This is a genomic window from Streptomyces sp. NPDC017991 (assembly GCF_044328075.1).
Classification (GTDB): domain Bacteria; phylum Actinomycetota; class Actinomycetes; order Streptomycetales; family Streptomycetaceae; genus Streptomyces.
In genome coordinates this window covers 1-18458 of record NZ_JBIRGP010000027.1, presented here as the reverse complement: position 1 = coordinate 18458, position 18458 = coordinate 1, and the positions used below count along the sequence as shown (strand labels likewise).

The window sequence follows — 18458 nt, the reverse complement described above, 5'->3', positions numbered from 1 at the left end:
GTCGTCTCACAGGTCGTGGCGGGTCCCGGTGGGCGTCCGGGGTCCCCGCCGTTCGTCCACCAGGCGCGCCATCGCCTCGATGGTCGGGTGCTCGAAGAGCAGGGCCACCGGCAGTTCCCGCCCGCACAGGTCCTCCATCCGTGACCTGAGGTCCAGCAGGGCGAGGGAGGATCCCCCGGCGTCGAAGAACTTCTCCCGTACGTCGAAGGCGCGCCGTCCGAGGAGGCCCGCCCAGTGCCGTTCGACCGCGCGTTCCGTCTCCGTACGCGGCGCCCGGCGCGCGACCGGCTCCGGTGCCGGGTCCGGGCGCGCGGCCAGGGCGCGGCGGTCGGTCTTGCCCGTGGCGGTGCGGGGCAGTGCCCGCAGGACGGTGATCGGGGCGGGCACCGCGGCCGCCGGGAGGTGCCGGAGCAGCCAGTCGCGCAGCTCGCCGGGGTCCGTCCCGGAGGGTGCCGCCGTCACATGGGCCCGCAGCCCGGGGCGGCCGGCCGCGTCGTCGCAGGCGGTCACGACCGCCTCCGCGACGCTCTCGTGCCGGGCCAGCAGCTGCTCGACGCCGTCGAGTTCCACCCGTACGCCCGCCACCTTGATCTGGCGGTCGGTGCGGCCGCGGAACTCCAGAAGTCCTTCGGCCGTGCGCCGGGCCAGGTCGCCGGTGCGGTACATCCGCGCACCGGGTGTGGGCGCGAAGGGGTCGGCGACGAACCGGTCCGCGGTCGTCGCGGGCGCGCCGAGGTAGCCCTGTGCGACGCCGTGCCCGCCGAGGTACAGCTCACCGGTGACACCGTGCGGGACCATGCGCAGACAGCGGTCCAGGACGTACGCCCGCACGCCCGGCAGCGGCCGGCCGATCGGCGGCGGCGTCCACCCCTCACGCTCCTCGGCCGGCCAGTCGGTGGCGTCGTAGCAGGTGGCGAAGACGGTCGTCTCGCTCGGTCCGTACCCGTTGAGCACCCTGTACGGCACCGGGCCGGCGGGCAGCCGGGTGAGCCGCTCGCCGCCGAGCAGGACGTGGCGCAGCCGGTCCGCGCCGTCCAGCGCCCGCTCGGCGAACAGGCGCTCCCCGACAGCGGTCGGGAAGAAGCAGGCGGTCAGTTCCTCGGCGGCGACCCACCGGCCCAGCGCCCGAGGGTCGCGCCGCAGGTGCGGCTCGGCGACGCAGAGGCAGGCACCCCGGCAGAGCGCCGACCAGACCTCCCACACGGACGCGTCGAAGGAGAGGTCGGCGACCTGGCCACACCGGTCGCCCGCGCCGAGGCGGATACCGGTGTCGGTGCCTGCGCCTGCGCCTGCGCCTGCGCCGGTCCAGGACAGCAGGTTCACCATCGCCCCGTGGGTGATGACCACGCCCTTGGGATGTCCGGTGGAACCGGAGGTGTACACGCATGCCAGCGGATCCTCGGGGCCCGGTCGCGGCCGGGACGCCGCCGGCCCTGCGGGCAGGACGGTGTCGCGGGTCAGCACCACCGTGGCTCCGCAGCCGTCCACGATCGCCCGCAGCCTGTGCGGTGGCACGTCGGGCTCCACGGCGACGTACGCGGCGCCCGTCCTCGCCAGCGCGACGAAGACGGTGACGGCCCGCACGCCCGGCGGCAGGACGACGCAGACCCGGTCGCCCCGGCGGACGCCGAGGGCCGCCAGCCGGGCCGCGAGCCGCTCCGCCCTGCGGTTCAGCTCCTGGTACGTCACCACCTGTCCGCCTCCCCGGACGGCGGGTGCCCGTGGGTGGCGGCGGACCATGGTGTCGAACAGTTCGGCGACCGAGGCACCGGCGGGCCGGGCCGGGGCGCCGGTGCTGACCGCGTCGGTCTCGCGGCGCTCCTGCGCGTCGAGCACGGAGAACCGGCACAGCGGCGTGTCTGGGGCGTTCGCGGCCGCTTCGAGCAGCGCGAGCAGATGGCGGGCGAGCCGGTCGGCGGTGGCCGCGGCGAACAGGTCGGCGTTGTAGCAGAGGTCGCCCACGAGCGCGCCGGACAGCTCCCGGAAGTCGAAGGTGAGGTCGAACGGGGCGGCCGGGGTGTCCGTCTCCACTTCGGACACCCGCAGACCGGCCAGCGCGGGCGCCACCCGCGGGGTGTTCTGCAGGACGGCCATCACCTGGACCAGCGGGGTGCGGCCGGTGTCCCGTTCCACGCCGAGCGCCTCGACGACCTGCTCGAAGGGGGTCTCGGCGTGCTCGAACGCCGCCATTACCATCGCGCGCGTCTCGCCGAGGAGTCCGGCGAAGGAACGCGTCTCGTCCACCCGGCCACGGAGCACGACCGTGTTCACGAAGAAGCCGACGAGGCGCTCGAACTCCGGCCGGTCGCGCCCGGCGACGGCCGTGCCGATGGCGATGTCGTCCTGGGCGCAGTGCCGGGCGAGCACCACCTGGAGGGCGGCGACCAGCACGGTGAACAGGGTCGTGTCGTGCCGGGCGCCGAGTGCGCGCAGCCGCCCGGTGAGTGCGGCCGGGATCTCGAAGCGCCGGTGTCGGCCGGTCGCGGTCCGCACGGCCGGGCGCGGCCGGTCGGTGGGCAGGTCCAGCGTCTGTACACCGGCCAGCGTACGGCGCCAGTACGCGAGGCGAGCGTCGGCCGCGGGGGTGGAGCGGCGGCGGCGCTGCCAGTCGGCGAAGTCGGCGTACTGCGCGGGCAGCGGCGGCAGCCGGAGATCGCTCCCCCGCACGGCCGCGGAGTAGCAGGCGCCCAGCTCCTCGGTGAGCACACCCATCGACCAGCCGTCGCTGACGATGTGGTGCATCCCCAGGTGCAGGACATGGTCGTCGTGCGCCAGGCGCAGCAATGCGGCCCGCAGCACGGGACCGCGGCGGAGATCGAACGGGCGGACGGTCTCTGCGCGCAGGACACGGTCGAGTTCCGCGCCCCGTTCCGCTTCCGGGAAGGCGGAGAGGTCCGTCAGCCGGGGCGCCGACGGCCGGTGCGCGAGCACGGCCCCGGTGCCGGAGTCGGTGAAGACGGTCCGCAGGATCTCGTGCCGCTGGGTGATCGTCGTCAGCGCCGCGGCCAGCGCCCCCGAGTCGAGCGGACCGCGCAGGCGCAGCGACAGCGCGGAGTTGTAGTCGGCGCCGTGCGGTGCGAGGCAGTGCAGGAACCACAGCCGCCGCTGGCCGAAGGACAACGGCGTCCCGGTTGCCCGCTCCCCTGCCCCGGGCGCTCGCGGCGCGGGGGTGGCCGTGCCGTCCCCGGCGGTCCGGCGGTGACCGGCCGGCCCGGCTCCGGACACGCCCGGTGCGAGGGCCACCGCATCACCCCGCACCGGCCGCCGGCCGTCGGGGGCGGGCAGCCCCTGCGCGAGCCGGGCGACGGTCGGGTGGTCGAACAGGGTGCGGGGCGAAACCTCGACGCCGAGAGCTGCCCGGATGCGTGAGGTGATCTGCACGCAGAGGATCGAGTCGCCGCCCAGCACGAAGAAGTCGTCGTGGACACCGACCCGTTCCAGCCGCAGCACCTGCGCCCAGATCCGGACGAGGCCGTGCTCGGTGCGGGTGCGCGGTGCGGCGTACGGGACCGGCCCCGGGCGGCGTACGGGAACGGCGGGGCCGGCCGGCGAATGTCCCCTGGTGCCGTCCGGACGCGGCAGCGACCCCAGTGGACGCCACGGGTCGGCCCCGACGTCGGCCAGCAGCGCGACGAGGTGACGGGCCATCCCACGGGGCGTGGCCTCGTCGAAGAGCGCCGGGTCGTACGTCAGCCGTAGAGACAGCTCGTCGTCGGCGAAGACCACGGCGTTGAGCGGGTAGTTGGTCACCTCGACCGCGTCCAGCCCGGCCGCCGTGACACCGTGCGCGGCGAGGGCGGGAGCGATCGGGTAGTTCTCGAACACCACGATGCTGTCGAAGAGGTTCACGTCGGCGGGCACCTCGCCGAACGATCGCAACCCGGTCAGGGGCACGTGGTCGTGGGGCTGCGCCTCGATCCGGCCGTCCTGCAGCGCCCGTAACCACGGCACCAGTTCGGCCGCCGGGTCGAACGCCACCCGGACCGGCACGGTGTTGATGAACATCCCGACCATGGACTCGATCCCGGGGACGTCCGGCGGGCGCCCGGACACCGTCACTCCGAAGCACACGTCGTCGCCGCCCCCGTACTGGGAGAGCAGCACCGCCCACATCCCCTGGACGACCGTGCCCGTCGTCAGCCGCTGCCGCCGGGCGAAGGCGTGGAGCGCGGTGGAGCCGGCGGCCGACAGGCGGACGTCCACGGCCGCGGTCGCCCGGCCCGAGTGCGCACGGGCCGGCGGCCGGTCGAAGGGCAGTGCGGTGGGCGAGCGCAGACCGCCCAGGACCGCACGCCAGTGGGCGGCCGCGCGGCCGAAGTCCTGCCCGGCCAGCCATCGCACATGGTCGCGGAACGGCGGCCGGGGCGGCAGCTCGGTGCCGGGCGACGCGTGGCGTGTGAGGACATCGGCCAGGACCTGGGAGACGCTCCATCCGTCCAGCAGCAGATGGTGGAAGGTCCAGACGAGCCGTACCCGGTCCTGCGGGAGCCGGACCAGGATGAGCCGCGCCGCCGGCGGCGCGGCCAGGTCGAGGGCCGTCGTGCGGTCGGCCGCCAGCAGCTCGCGCAGCCGGTCGCTCTCCTCGGCCGGCGGCAGTGCCCTCCAGTCGTGGTGGGTGACCGGGAGGTCGGCCTGCCGGTGGACCGCCTGGAGAGGCGTCCCCTCGTCCGTCCAGACGACGGCGGTCCGCAGTTCCGGCGTCCGGTCGACGGTCCGCTGCCAGGCTCGGGCCAGGGCGACCGGGTCGGCGACCGCGTCGAGGACGAGATGCACCTGTTCGAGGTAGACGCCCGGCTCGGACAGACTGTGGAACAGCATTCCGCTCTGCATGGAGGTCAGCGGATACACGTCCAGGACCGAGGTGCCGTCGCCCACCAGCCGGTCCACCTCCGCCTGGTCGAGACCGGCGAGCGGGAAGTCGGACGGGGTCGCGCCGCCGGAACCCGGTCGCGCGCAGTGCGCGACGATCTCCTCCAGGGCGGTCAGCACACCGTCCGCCAGGGCGCGGACCGTAGCCTCCCGATGCAGGTCGGCGCAGTAGTGCCAGGTGAACTCCAGTACGCCGTCGGTGACCGCGGCGGTGACGTCGAGCAGCCGCTCGCGGTCGCCTTCCGAAGCGTCCCGGTAGAGGTCGATGGGGCCGGGCGGGCGGTGGAAGAGCCCACCCGGTGCGGTCTCGGTGTCGAACCGGCCGAGGTAGTTGAAACTCAGCGGCGGCTCGGCCCCGGCCAGGGCGCGACGGGTGTCCGCGGGGCCGAGCCGGCGCAGCGCGCCGTACCCGACGCCCCTGTTCGGCACGGCGCGCAGCTGCTCCTTCACCGACTTGATCACCTCGCCCCAGCCGGCCGCGCCCGGCACGCACAGGACGACGGGGAACAGGGAGGTGAACCAGCCGACCGTGCCGGACAGGTCGGTGTCCGCCCCGGGGAGCACTTCTTCCCGGCCGTGCCCCTCCAGGGTGAGAGCCACCTCGGGCCGCCCGGTCCACCGGGCCGTCACGACGGCCAGTGCGCTCAGCAGGACGTCGTTGACCTGGGTGCGGTAGGTGCCGGGGACGGTGCGCAGCAGCGCCTCGGTGTGCGCGCGGTCCAGCGTCACGGTCATCGTCCGCTCGGCGGCCAGGGTGTTGCGGCCGGCCAGGTCCGTGGGCAGCTCCGCCCGGACGGACCGGGTCACGTCGGTCCAGTGAGGGGTCTCCTCGTCGAAGCCGCCGGCTGCCGTGTGGTCGCTCAGCCGGCGCGCCCATTCCTGGAACGACGTGGTGCGGGGGCCGAGATCGACGGGTGCGCCGGCCGCGGCCTGCCGGTACGCGCCGTCCAGTTCGGTCAGCAGGACGCGCCACGACACTCCGTCCACCACGAGGTGGTGAGCGGTGAGGAGGAGCCGGGACGCGCGCCCCGGCCCCAGGGTGAACAGCACGACGTGGGCCGGCGGGCCGGTGTCCGTGCACACCGCGTTCTGCGTCTGCGCCACGGCCGTCGCGATGGCGGTCTCCTGGGCGGGCGTGTCCAGGTCGGACAGGTCGATGTGCCGGAACGCGAGGCCTTCGCCGTCCGTCGCCGTGTGCTGGCGCCAGCCGTCGGCCGCCTTCTCGAAACGCAGCCGCCAGGCATCGTGCCGTTGCGACACCGCCGTGACGGCGGCACGCAGTGCTTCCGCCCGGACCCCGGGAACCAGTTCGGCCATCAGCCACTGGTTGAAGTGTCCGGGGGTCTCCGCGGCTCCGTCGAGGAACCATCGCTGGACCGGGGTCAGCGGTACGGGCCCCGCCGGCGCCGCCGTGCCGGGCGCAGGGCTTGTTCCAGCGGTCGCGGCGGTGGCGAGCCGGGCCACGGTCTGCCGCAGGAAGATGTCCTTCGACGTCAGCCGCAGGCCCGCCGCGCGCGCCCTGGCCACCACCTGGATGGAGAGGATGGAGTCCCCGCCGAGGTCGAAGAAGTTGTCCTCGACTCCGATCCGGGCGACCCCGAGCACGTCGGCCCACACCTGGCTCAGCGTCCGCTCGGCCGGGGTGCGCGGTGCGACGTGACCCCGTTCGGGGGGCCGGGGAGGCGGCAGCGCCCGGCGGTCGACCTTCCCGTGCGCGGTCAGCGGCATGCGGTCCAGCACCACATAGCCGGTGGGCACCAGGTATCCGGGCAGCACCCCTTCCAGGTGGGTGCGCAGCGCTGCCGGTGTCGGCGCCGGTGTGTGCCGCGCCGTCACGTAGGCCACCAGACGTCGGTGGCCTACGTCGGTGCGTGCCACGACAGTGGCCTCGCCCACGTCCGGATGGCGGGTCAGGGCCTCTTCCACCTCGGCGACCTCGACCCGGAACCCCCTGATCTTCACCTGGTCGTCCGACCGGCCCAGGAACTCCAGCTCGCCGGTGGACCGCCACCGCACCAGGTCCCCGGTGCGGTACAGCCGCTCGCCGCCACGGCCGGAGAACGGGTCGGCGACGAATCGTGCGGCGGTCAGCCCCGGCCGGCCGAGGTATCCACGGCTCAGGCCCTCGCCCCCGATGAGCAGTTCGCCGGGCACGCCGACCGGGACAGGGCGCAGTGCGCCGTCCACGACATGGCATCGCGTTCCGTCGATCGGCCGCCCGATGGGTGCGGAGGTGACCGGCTGCCGGGCGTCGAAGCGGTGACAGGTGGTGAAGGTGGTGCCCTCGGTCGGTCCGTAGCCGTTCACCAGTTCCAGGCCCGGCACCGCCCGCAGCGCCCGGTCGCAGTGGGCGGAAGAAAGCACGTCGCCCCCGGCGATCAGCCGCCGCAGTCCGCCGAGGACGCCCGGGTCGGTGTCGACCACCTCCTCGAACAGGCCAGCGGTCAGCCAGAGCGACGTCACTCCCTCGGCGGCGAGGAACCGGCCCAGCTCGTGCACGGACAGCACGCCCGGCGGGGCGATCGCCAGCCGGGCCCCGTTGGTGAGCGCGCCCCAGATCTCGTACGTGGCGGCGTCGAAGGACACCGAGGAGGTCAGCGCCAGAACGTCCCGCGGGCCGGGGCGTATCTCCCGCGCCCGGCACAGCCGTACCACCGAACGGTGCTCGACCAGCACGCCCTTGGGCCCTCCGGTGGACCCGGAGGTGTACATGACGTACACGAGGTCGCGCGGTCCCGCGGCGGTCGACCCCCGCGGATCCGTGCGGGCGGTGCGGTCCGTGCCGTTCACGGGGGCCTGCCCCGGCACGTCGTCCACGTACGCCAGGTGTGCGGCTCCCGCGGGCAGTGCGTCCCGCAGCCGCTCCTCGGTGAGCACCAGGTCGACCGCCGAGTCGGTGAGCATGAACGCCAGCCGCCCGGCCGGGTACCGCGGGTCCAGCGGCAGATACGCCGCGCCCGCCCGCAGGATGCCCAGCAGCGCCACGACCAGGGTGACGCCGCGCTCCAGGCAGACCCCGACCACGGCGCCCGGTCCGATGCCGCGTGCGGTCAGCCGGGCCGCCACCTCGTCGGCACGGCTCAGCAGCCTGGCGTAGGTCAGCGTCTCCTCCCCGGCCGTCACGGCTGTCGCCCCGGGCCGCCGCCGCGCCTGTTCGGCGACGAGGTCGCAGACGGTGCGTCCGGCCGGGCCGGTCTCCCCGGCCCAGCTCCACTGTGACAGCCGGGACAGCTCTGCCGCGGTCAGCATCGGCAGCCGGGACAGCCGGCATCGCGGTTGCGCGGCGATCCCCTCCAGCAGGACGAGCAGGTGACCGGCCAGCCGGGCGGCCGTGTCCGGTGCGAAGAGGTCGGTGTTGTACTCGATCGTCCCGGCCAGCGCCCCGTCCCTGGGCTCCAGTTCCAGGGTGACGTCGAACAGTGCGGACGTGCTGGGCAGCGGAGTCTCCTCGGCGTGCAGGCCCGCCATCCGCAGCGGCTGCCGAGGGGCGTTCTGCAGCACCAGGGCGAGCTGGAACAGCGGGGAACGGCTGGCGTCCCGCTCGGGGCGTACCGCGTCCACCAGCCGGTCGTACGGGAGCGCGTCGTGGGCGAACGCCTCCAGGACCGTCGCCCGCACCCGGCCGAGGAACTCCGTGAAGGCCAGCGCGCCGTCGACCTGCGAGCGGAGCACGACGGTGTTGACGAAGAACCCGGCCAGCCCTTCCAGTTCGGCCAGGTCACGGCCGGAGGTGGCCGTGCCCAGCGCCACGTCGCGCTGTCCGCCGTAGCGGGCGAGCAGCACCTGCACGGCGGCGGCGAGGACCATGAACGGCGTCGCCCCGCACGCACGCCCCACCTCGGTCAGCCGCGCGGTCAGCGAAGCCGGGACGGTGAAGCGGTGCAGCGCGCCCGAAAAGGTGCGTACGGCGGTCCGCGGGCGGTCGGTCGGCAGCTCTGCCGGGCTCATCCCGGCGAGCTGCCGCCGCCAGTACGCGAGAGCGCCGTCCAGGGCGGGGCCGGCCAGCCGTTCGTGCTGCCACGCCGCGAAGTCCGCGTACTGCACGGGCAGCGGGGCCAGGCGCGGCGGCTCGCCGCGCGCCGCGGCCGAGTACAGCTCGCCCAGGTCCCCGGTGAGCACACCGGTCGACCATCCGTCGGTCACGATGTGGTGCTGGTGGAGGACGAGCAGGTGGTCGTCGTCGGCGGAGCGCACCAGCAGCACCCGCAGCAGCGGGCCGCGCCGGAGGTCGAAGGGGCGGCCCAGCTCCGCGTGCAGTACCCGGTCGGCCTCGGCGGACCGCTCCGGCTCCGGCCGCCCGGTCAGGTCCACCGGTTCGACGGGTACGGCGAAGGGCGGGCCGACGATCTGGACGCCGCGGCCGTCCACCGTGTCGAACGTGGTGCGCAACGGCTCGTGCCGCGCCACCAGCGCGTCCAGCGCCGTGCGCAGCGCCTCGGTGTCCAGCTCGCCGCGCAGCCGGAAACCCGTCGCCGTACCGTATTCGGTGCCGCCCGGCTGGAACTGGTCGAGGAACCAGAGGCGTTGCTGCGCGGCGGAGAGGGGGAGCGGGCGGTCGCGGGGAAGCGCCTCGATGGGGTGCGCCCGGTCCGCCGTGCCTGCCGCGGCGGCCACGGCGGCGACGGTGCCGTGCTCGAACAGCGCCGCAGTGGTGAGGTTGTCGGCCTGCAGCACGGACCCGGTGTGCCGCCGCAGCTCCGAGACGATCCGCATGGCCAGGACCGAGTCTCCGCCCAGCGCCAGGAAGTCGTCGTGCACACCGACGCGCGCGACGCCGAGCGCCCGCTGCCAGACCTCCGCCACCAGTTCCTCGGCGGGGGTACGCGGTGACTCGTGGGCGACGCCCGCGTCCGGTTCGGCGGGTGGCAGCGCGCGCCTGTCCACCTTTCCGTTCGGCAGCAGCGGGATGCGGTCCAGGACGATCAGGACGGCCGGTACCAGCGGGCGAGGCAGGACGCCGTCGAAGAAGGCGCGCAGTTCGGCGGGGCCGGTCCGCGCCCCCGCCGGTGTCCGCGCCGTCACCGCGTAGCCCGCGAGGAACGCGTGTCCGGCCGCGCCGTCCCGGCGCACGCCCGGTACCACCACGGCGTCGGCCACCTCCGGGTGGCTCATCAGCGCCGCCTCGCTCTCGCGCGGCTCGACCCGTACTCCCCTGATCTGCACCTGGTCGTCGACCCGCCCGAGGAACTCCGTCTCGCCGTCCGCGCGCGTGCGGACCAGGTCACCGGTCCGGTACAGCCGGGACCCGGCGGGTCCGTGCGGGTCGGCGACGAAACCGGCCGCGGTTCGGCCGGGGTGGCCGTGGTAGCCGCGGGCCAGCCCCGGCCCCGCGAGGTACAGCTCACCGGGCGTTCCGGCGGGGACGGGCCGAAGGGCGCCGTCCAGCACCCGGGCGCGAAGACCGGCCACGGGCCGTCCGATCAGCGGCCGTTCACCGGGGCGTACCGGCCGGACGAGCGCGTCGACGGTGGCCTCCGTGGGGCCGTAGCTGTTGTAGCACCGGGTGCCGGGCGCGGCGGCGAGCGCCTCACTCAGCGCGCTGTCGAGCGCCTCGCCTCCCACGGTGATGACCGAGGGCCGGTGCCGGCCCTCGTCCAGCAGGCCGGACGCCACCAGGGGGCGCAGATGGGAGGGTGTCTCGTCCAGGACGTCGATCCGGTGGTGTTCGACGTACGCGAGCATGGCCGCGGCGTCCTCGTGGGTGTCGTGATCGACGATGTGCAGTTCGTGCCCGGCCAGCAGCCACAGCAGTGGCGCCCAGGAGGCGTCGAACGACAGGGGCGCGGTGTGCGCCACGCGCAACCGCCGGCCCCCGGCGTCCCGCACCGCCGGGTCGACGACCCGGGCACGGTGGTCGTGGAAGAGGTTGGTCAGACCCACGTGCGTGACGGTGACCCCTTTGGGGGTGCCCGAGGAGCCGGAGGTGTACGTCAGACAGGCTGCGTTCAGTGGAAGGGGGCCGGGCACGGTCGGGCCGCCGGTGGCAGGGGGGTCCGTGACCAGGGCGTCGGCGGCGGGTGGGCCGGCATGGAGCAGCGGTGTTGCGGCGTCCTCAGGTACGAAACCGGCGTCGTTCGGCGCCTCGGCGTCCAGGAACACCGGGTCGGCCCCGCTCGCGGTCAGCCGGTGCGCAAGGTCCCGGCGGGTGAGCACCAGAGGGGCGGAGCAGTCGTCGAGCAGGAGGCGCAGCCGCTCGTCCGGGTGGCGCGGGTCCAGCGGGACCAGTACCCCGCCGGCCCGCACGATCGCGAACAGGCCGGCCACCATGTCCACACCGCGCTCGACGCACAGACCGACCGGCGTCTCCGGGCGGACGCCGCGCCCGGCGAGGCGCGTGGTGAGCCGGTGGACGCGGTCCGCCAGTTCACCGAAGGTGACGTGCGCCGCTTCGTGCCGCACGGCGGTCGCGTGCAAGCTACGCGTCGCCTGCGCGTCGAAGAGGTCACCCAGCACGAGTTCCCCCGCACCTCGTCCGCGCATTCAACGCCTTCCGGTCCGACTGAGAAAGGACCGCCGAGCTGCGGTCCGACGCCGTTCACCCACCGTCATCGAAATAGGTGACGAATATGCGTCCTGCCTCTGGCGCGCCGTGCACTCGATTGAATTCGCCGACCGATCACTAGCCCGGCGATGCTAACAGTGCCCACGAAAAGCGACAACGCATCGGCCCGCAATGCCCCGAGGAGGCCGGAAACCGATCCCCTCACTGTCGACCATCCGCCGAAAAGCACCCCTTGACGTGCCGCGCACCGGTCTGCTCGTGGCCTTTCACCTGCTCCTGCGGGCACAACGCGGGTTCAGGAGACGCTCTTGGCCACCGGTATGCCGCGATGATATGAACGACCAGGATGCGCGACGTGACCGATCTTTCCTGAGGAGACCGAGTGGACGATCGACATCCGGATACCGTCGGAGATCCTTTCAGAGATCCGATCGCGGATCCGGTCCCGCCTCCGACGGACAGTGTGCTCGACAATCTTCGATCATTCCTGGCCTCGGCCCTGCCCGGTGTCGACCTGGATATTCACGACGACTACTTCGAGCAGGGAAACGCGAATTCCCTGTTCGCCCTGGAACTGGTCACCTTCGTGGAACGGGAATTCTCGGTCGTCGTCGAGGTGGAGGACCTCGATCTGGACAATTTCCGCACTCTCGCCCGTACCGTCGAATTCGTCCGCGCCAAACGTGCCGCCCCTTCACCCGGCCCGGCGCGGGCGGGCAGTTTCCCGGACGTGAGCGGTGCCCCGGACAGGGGCGAGGCCGCGGATGGCTGAGCGGACCGACGACAAGAGCGGGTCCTGGCATGGATGAGACGGCCGGGGCGCTGTTCGCCGACTCCGTCCGGCCGCACGCCACCTCCTGGGACCTCGCCGGGGAGATTCCCGCCGGGATCGTCCGGGACCTGGCCCGCGCCGGTCTGCTCGCGTGCGACCTGCCCGCCCGGTACGGCGGAGACGCCTCGTCACCGCTGGCGCTGGGGAGGCTCTGCGCCGAACTGGGCGGCGTCTGCACGTCGCTGCGCAGCCTGGTGACCGTGCAGGGCATGGTCGCCGCGAGTGTGCTGCGCTGGGGCACCGAGGAGCAGCGGTCCCGCTGGCTGCCCGCGCTGGCCGGCGGCGACCTGCTGGCCGGATTCGCCGCCACGGAGGACGGCGCGGGCACGGAACTGTCCTCCGTGGTCTCGACCGTCCGGCGCGAGGGCACCGCTCTCGTACTGGACGGCCGGAAGCGATGGGTGACCTTCGGCGGGCTCGCCGATGTCCTCCTGGTGCTCGCCCGGCTCGACGGACACCTGGCCACCGTGCTGGTCGAGACGGACCGGCCGGGGGTCGCCACGGAGCCGGTTCGCGGCCTGCTCGGACTACGCGCGGCGCATGTGTCCCACGTCCGCTTCGACTCCGTACGCGTCCCGCAGGAGAACCAGTTGGCGCCTGCGGGCTTCGGGCTCTCCCATGTCACCGCGACCGCGCTCGACCACGGCCGCTACACGGTCGCGTGGGGCTGCGCGGCCATGGCCGCGGCCTGTGTGGACCACGTCTCGGCGCACACCGCCGCCCGTCGGCAGGGGACGGTCCTCCTCCGCGACCACCAGGTGGTCCGGGCCCGGCTCGGACGTGCCGTGGTCGCCGCCTCCTCAGCTCGCGAACTGTGCCTACGGGCCGCCGCATCGCGGCAGCACGGCGGTCCCGAGGCACTGATGGACACCGTGATCGCCAAGTACGCGGCGGCCGGGGCCGCCGCGACAGTGAGCCAGGACGCCCTCCAGTTGATGGGCGCCGCGGGCTGCACCGCCGACAGTCCGGTGGAGCGCTTCTTCCGGGACGCGAGGATCACCCAGCTGATCGAGGGGGCGGAACAGGTGGCAGAAGTGCGCATCGGGGACCACGCGCTGCGCGAACGGGCCGGACGGACGGCCGGTGACCGGGTGACGGCGGACGGCCCGGTCCGATGAGCACGGTGAAGTGCCTGGTCTGGGATCTCGACGACACCCTCTGGGACGGGGTGGTGCTGGAGGGCGACCGGCCCCGGCCGTTCGCCGTCGCCGTCGAGACGCTGCGGACCCTCGACCGACGGGGCATCCTGCACGCGGTGGCGAGCCGCGGACATCCGCAGACCTCCGCGGCTCACCTGGCCCACCACGACCTCGCCGAGCTGTTCAGCGCGGTGGAGATCGGCTGGGGCAGCAAGTCCGACGCCGTGGACCGGATCGCCCGCGCGCTCGGGCTCGCGCTGGACGCCGTCGCGTTCGTGGACAACGACCCCGTCGAACGGGCGGAGGTGGCCGCGGTGCACCCCGGCATCCGCTGCTACCGTGCCGACCAGCTCGACGAACTGCCCGACCGCCCCGAGTTCAATCCCGAGTTCGTCACGGACGAGGCGCGGCAGCGCCGTCGGCTGTACCGCGTGGAGCGCCACCGCACCTGGGCCGAGCAGGAGTTCGAGGGGTCGAGGGGCGAGTTCCTCGCCTCCCTCGATCTGACCATGACGGTCCGGCGCGCGAGCGAGGGGGACTTGGCGCGCGCCCACGAACTGACCGTACGCACCCACCAGCTCAACACCACCGGACGCACCTTCGACATGACCGAACTGCGGCACCTGAGCGCGTCGCCCGGCCACGAGGTCCTGGTCGCCGGGTTGCGGGACCGGTTCGGCTCCTACGGCACGATCGGACTCGCCGTCTCGGAACTGGCCGGAGCCGACAGCGTGTTGCTGCTGTTGCTGACCTCGTGCCGGGTGCTGTCACGCGGTGTCGGCGCCGTACTGCTGGACCACGTCGTGCACCGGGCGGTAGGGGCGGGTCTGCGTCCGGTGGCGCGGTTCGTGTCCACTCCGGTGAACCAGGCCATGCTGGTGACCCTGCGGTTCGCCGGGTTCGAGGTCGTCGAGCGGCACGGCGACCGGATGGTGCTGGCCGTGGACCCCGACCGGCCGCGCCCGCGCGGTCCCCGCCACGTCCGCGTCGTCACCGCCGCCGCAGGCGCCGGCGTCGGCGTCGGCGTCGGCACCCCGGGCGGAGCGAGCCCAGGCGATATCGCCCGACAGACCGCTGGAACCCACGGGAGCGACGGAACTCACGGAAGCTATGGAACCCAAGGAACCGACGGGACCGGCGAATTCGGCGGGAGCGGCAGAACGGAGAGGGCCGACCGGGTTGAGGACGCCGACGAGAGGACAAGTCAGTGACGGACGCGGCAAGGCACACGGGCGGCGACTGTGCCGACGAGGTCGGCGCAGCCAGGGTTGCGCCGCCGGTCGGCGTGGTCGGCGCGGGCGTGATGGGAGTCGGGGTCACCCAATGCCTGGTCGCGGCCGGGTACACCGTGGTGACCGTCGACACCGATCCGGCCGCCCTGGCAACCGCGCCCCGGCGGTTGCTCGACGGACTACGTCTGCACCGGCTGCTGCATCCCGGTACCGGTGACGCCTCGCCGTCGGACTCGCCCTCCTCCCGCGTGTGCTGGAGCGACCAGCTCCGCGACCTCGCCGACGCCTCGTTCGTCGTCGAGTGCACCCGGGAGAACACCTCCGCGAAGGAGAGGGTGTTCCGCGAGCTGGACGCGCTCTGCACTCCGCGGACCGTCCTCGCCTCCTGCACCTCCGCCATTCCGATCGGCCGGCTGGCCGCCGTCACCGACCGCGCCGACCGGGTGCTGGGCCTGCACTTCATGAACCCCGCCCCGCTCAAGGAGACGGTCGAGGTCATCATCGCGCCTACGACCTCCGAGGACACGCTGGACCGCGCCCTGTCCCTCCTCGGCAGCCTCGGCAAGCGGGGCATCGTGGTGTCCGACGCCCCCGGCTTCGTGTCCAACCGAATCCTGATGCTGACCATCAACGAGGCGGCCACCGTGGTCGAGGCGGGCACCGCGGACGCCGCGCGGGTCGACGACATCTTCCAGAGCTGCTTCGGGCACCGTATGGGGCCGCTGGCCACGGCCGACCTGATCGGACTCGACACGGTGCTCGACTCACTGGACGTCCTGCGTCAGCACACCGGCGACGAGAGGTTCCAGCCGTGTCCACTGCTGGCACGGCTGGTCGGCAAGGGCAGGACGGGGCGCAAGAGCGGAGCGGGCTTCCATGAGTACCGGGCACCCACAACCCGGCGCTCGCCCGCCTGACACGCCTCCGACGACGGAGGTACGGCCCGCCGCAAGACCCTGCCGGGTCCCCTTGACGTGCGCCTCGGACTGAAGCCCGAGGATTCTGGCCTCCCGTTCCGTTGCCGTGCCGCTACGCGGCGTGGAGCTCGGTCGGGAGCTGCGCCGGGACCACTCCCGGTCTGACCGGCGCTCCGCAGGCCGACATCGCCGGTCCGGCGGCCGTCTTCACGTTGATCGCAGCGTTGACGCCCCGGTCATGGGCACCGCAGGCGGTGCAGGTCCGTTCCCGGACGTTCAGGGGTTTGCGTCCGTCCCCGACGCCGCAGGTGGAGCAAGTCAGGGAGGTCGGCTCGAAGATCGACCGTCTCCGGACGAGGCCGAGCGGGTGATCGACCACCTGCGTGACCACGGTCTCGGGGTCGATCCTGTCCTGCTGGCTGATACACCGGAATGACACAGCGGTGCACCGGTACCACGAGATCGTCTGGATGGAACAGTCAGACTGCCACGCACCGGGCCGAATCGTCCCGGTGATCCCGACCAGCCCCAACGCACCTGTCCGATACACAGACATGACCACCGTCGAGAAGGCCGACGAGTTCCTGCTCGTGCACACGCTGCGTACCTACGCGGGCCGACGGACCGGCCCACCGGCTGCCTGGGCGCACTGAACGAGGGCGGCACCGGCGCCGCCCTGCCTGCCGCGCACGCGGACGTGGCCCACTCCTGGAGCCGCAAGGAACTCGCCGAGATCAGCCTCATCAGGTCCCGTTCCACGTTCGCTCATGCCTTCAAGAGCCACGTCGGAGTCCCGCCGTTGGAGTACCTGATCCAATGGCGCATGAGCCTCGCGCGCGACGCCCTCGCCCGCGGCACCCTGCCGATCTCCGAGCGCACACGGGCCACGTTCTACCAGTCCGAGAGCGCGCTCAGCACCGCGTTCCGCCGCGTGGTCGGCTCATCGGCCGCACAGTTGCGGAACAAGGCACGGCGGCCATCGCGCTCGGTGGCGAACGAAAGCTGAACGAGGCGTCCTGTGCTGAACCGCGCCGCTCACGCTGGCGACGAAGTCACCGGCACACCGTCCGCTAACACCCCTACCAGCGACGCGGACACACGTTTTGCCGGAGCGGCAACAGAAGTGGCGCAGTCGGGACGCGATGGGTGACGGTGAGGCCGTGACTGACAACATCGCAGGATCGTCCGCGTCCGACATCCCCCTGACTGCCGACGGATACGTCGGCGACCCCGCGGTGCGGGCGGAGTGGGACAACCGGTATGCCGACCGGCAACAGTTGTGGAGCGGCCGGCCCAACGGTGCACTCGTGGCCGAGGTCGCCGGGCTCGAGCCCGGGCGGGTGCTCGATGTCGGCTGCGGCGAGGGCGCGGATGCCATCTGGCTCGCGCGCGCCAGCTGGGACGTGACCGCGCTCGAGGTCTCGGGCGTGGCGCTGGAGCGGGCAGCGGGGCACGCGCGAGACGCCGGCACCACGGTGCGGTGGGTCCACGCCGGGCTGGCGGAAGCGGCGCTTCCGCCTGCTTCCTTCGACCTGGTCTCCGCCCAGTACCCGGCCCTGCTGCGCACCCCTGACGCCGCGGCCGAGCGGGCGCTGCTCGACGCCGTCGCCCCTGGTGGCGTGCTGCTGCTCGTGCACCACGCGGGGATGCACACCCAGCAGCCGGACAACGGCGGATTCGATCCGGCCGACTACATCTGGCCCTCGATGGTCGCCGCTCTGCTCGACGACGACTGGACGGTGGAGGTGGACGAGCAGCGGCCGCGGGTGGCACCTGACGGCGGCGCCGGGGCGCACCACACCGACGACGTAGTACTGCGGGCGCGTCGGCTGCGCTGACGGCACCTCCACCCGCAACAGGCCCGGCACCTGGGCGGACGGTGGGCCGGGGTTGATGTATGCGCCGTCCGCGAGACCCGCGGCTTCCTGACGGTGTGCAGGCAGACCCGGCCAACGAGGCGATCTTCGAGCCCGGCCACGCTCCCACTCAAACCGTCCTGGTCGCGAACGGCGTGGCGCGCCGGTCTGGTGCGCCGGTCTGGTGCGCCGCCAGCGCAGTTGCGTGACCGCCGCGTGGAGCTCGTCGAGGGCGGCGCGGGTGAGAGGTGCCAGCTCGCCGGGGTTCTCGTCCAGCGCGGGGTCGGTCCATCGGCTGAATCCGGTCCTGAACGCGAGGACGCCGAGTTCCGCGGCCACCTGCGCCACGGTCTCCGGTACGCCCCGATCCCTCAGCGCGTCGGCCATGGCCGCGGCCATACCGGTGCTCTTCGACGCGTCACGCCGCTTCAGCTCGTCGTTCGCCTCGACCGCCGCGTGCATCAGCGGCCCGAGCTCACGGTTGAAGGACGTCATCTGGTTCGAGGCGCGCTCCAGGCCGGCCGCGACGGCCGCCATCGGCGTCGCGTCGGCGGGGAAGGCTGCGATCCCTTCGGCCAGCAGGCGGCTGAGGGTCTCCTGTCCCGCCGCGAGCATCTCCCGCTTGTCGGCGAAGTGGCGGTGGAAGGTGCTCCGCGTGAGCCCGGCGCGCTCGGCGATCTGGGCGACCGTCGTGTCGTCGTAGCCCTTCTCGGCGAACAACTCAAGCGCCGCCACGATCAGGCGCTGGCGCGCGTCCGGCTTCCATCTGGGCATGCGGCCATCCTAGTCGATGCGACACCTGTCGCATCACATTGAGGAGCCAGCCATGCATGTCTTCATCACGGGCGGAACCGGACTGGTCGGCTCGGCCGTCGTCGCCGAACTCCTCGGCGCGGGCCACACGATCACGGCGCTCGCCCGCTCCGACGCTTCCGCTGCACACGCCGAGGCCGCCGGCGCCGAGGTACTGCGGGGCGGACTCGCCGACCTCGGAACGCTGCGGAGCGGCGCCGAGAAGGCGGACGGCGTCATCCACCTCGCCTTCGGCAACGACTTCACCTCACCCGAGGCCCTCGCGCGGTGCGTCCGCGAGGAGCAGGAGGCCCTCGCC

The 18458-nt window shown here is 73.3% G+C and carries 9 protein-coding genes and 1 pseudogene; 7 read left to right on the top strand and 3 right to left on the bottom strand.

What is annotated here, in order from left to right; translation table 11 throughout:
- Positions 1-6 precede the first annotated feature (6 nt).
- Positions 7-11349 (bottom strand): amino acid adenylation domain-containing protein, encoded by an 11343-nt coding sequence (locus ACH4DZ_RS43120; protein ID WP_398295067.1) that lies wholly within the window; start codon positions 11347-11349, stop codon positions 7-9.
- A gap of 485 nt (positions 11350-11834) precedes the next feature.
- Between ACH4DZ_RS43120 and ACH4DZ_RS43115 the strand changes: the two genes are divergently transcribed.
- Genes ACH4DZ_RS43115 through ACH4DZ_RS43100 form a run of 4 tightly spaced genes read left to right on the top strand, consistent with a single transcriptional unit; the run spans position 11835 to position 15491 of the window.
- A complete protein-coding gene (locus tag ACH4DZ_RS43115) occupies positions 11835-12143 on the top strand; it encodes an acyl carrier protein (RefSeq protein WP_398295065.1) in 309 nt (102 codons plus the stop codon).
- Positions 12144-12172: 29 nt separating this feature from the next.
- Entirely contained in the window at positions 12173-13321 is a 1149-nt protein-coding gene (locus ACH4DZ_RS43110; protein WP_398295063.1) for an acyl-CoA dehydrogenase family protein, read from the top strand.
- Positions 13318-14553 (top strand): HAD-IIIC family phosphatase, encoded by a 1236-nt coding sequence (locus tag ACH4DZ_RS43105; protein ID WP_398295061.1) that lies wholly within the window; start codon positions 13318-13320, stop codon positions 14551-14553. The genes ACH4DZ_RS43110 and ACH4DZ_RS43105 overlap by 4 nt, the downstream gene beginning before the upstream one ends.
- A complete protein-coding gene (locus ACH4DZ_RS43100; protein ID WP_398295059.1) occupies positions 14550-15491 on the top strand; it encodes a 3-hydroxyacyl-CoA dehydrogenase family protein in 942 nt (313 codons plus the stop codon). Before ACH4DZ_RS43105 ends, ACH4DZ_RS43100 begins: the two co-directional genes overlap by 4 nt.
- Positions 15492-15603: 112 nt before the next feature.
- Here the strand turns inward: ACH4DZ_RS43100 and ACH4DZ_RS43095 are convergent, their stop codons facing one another.
- Complete coding sequence (locus tag ACH4DZ_RS43095) at positions 15604-16047, bottom strand: zinc ribbon domain-containing protein (protein WP_398295110.1); 444 nt, start codon at positions 16045-16047, stop codon at positions 15604-15606.
- Positions 16048-16188: 141 nt separating this feature from the next.
- Here ACH4DZ_RS43095 and ACH4DZ_RS43090 point away from each other — a divergent pair, with 141 nt between their 5' ends.
- Positions 16189-16497, top strand: a complete 309-nt coding sequence (locus tag ACH4DZ_RS43090; RefSeq protein ID WP_398295057.1) for a helix-turn-helix transcriptional regulator — start codon at positions 16189-16191, stop codon at positions 16495-16497.
- A gap of 154 nt (positions 16498-16651) precedes the next feature.
- A complete protein-coding gene (locus ACH4DZ_RS43085) occupies positions 16652-17329 on the top strand; it encodes a class I SAM-dependent methyltransferase (protein WP_398295055.1) in 678 nt (225 codons plus the stop codon).
- A gap of 216 nt (positions 17330-17545) precedes the next feature.
- On the opposite strand, the pseudogene ACH4DZ_RS43080 reads toward ACH4DZ_RS43085, so the two are convergent.
- Positions 17546-18121 (bottom strand): annotated as a pseudogene (locus ACH4DZ_RS43080) (TetR/AcrR family transcriptional regulator); the annotation flags it as partial.
- Positions 18122-18173: 52 nt separating this feature from the next.
- Here ACH4DZ_RS43080 and ACH4DZ_RS43075 point away from each other — a divergent pair.
- On the top strand, positions 18174-18458 hold a 285-nt coding region (locus ACH4DZ_RS43075), incomplete at its 3' end, for an NAD-dependent epimerase/dehydratase family protein (RefSeq protein ID WP_398295053.1).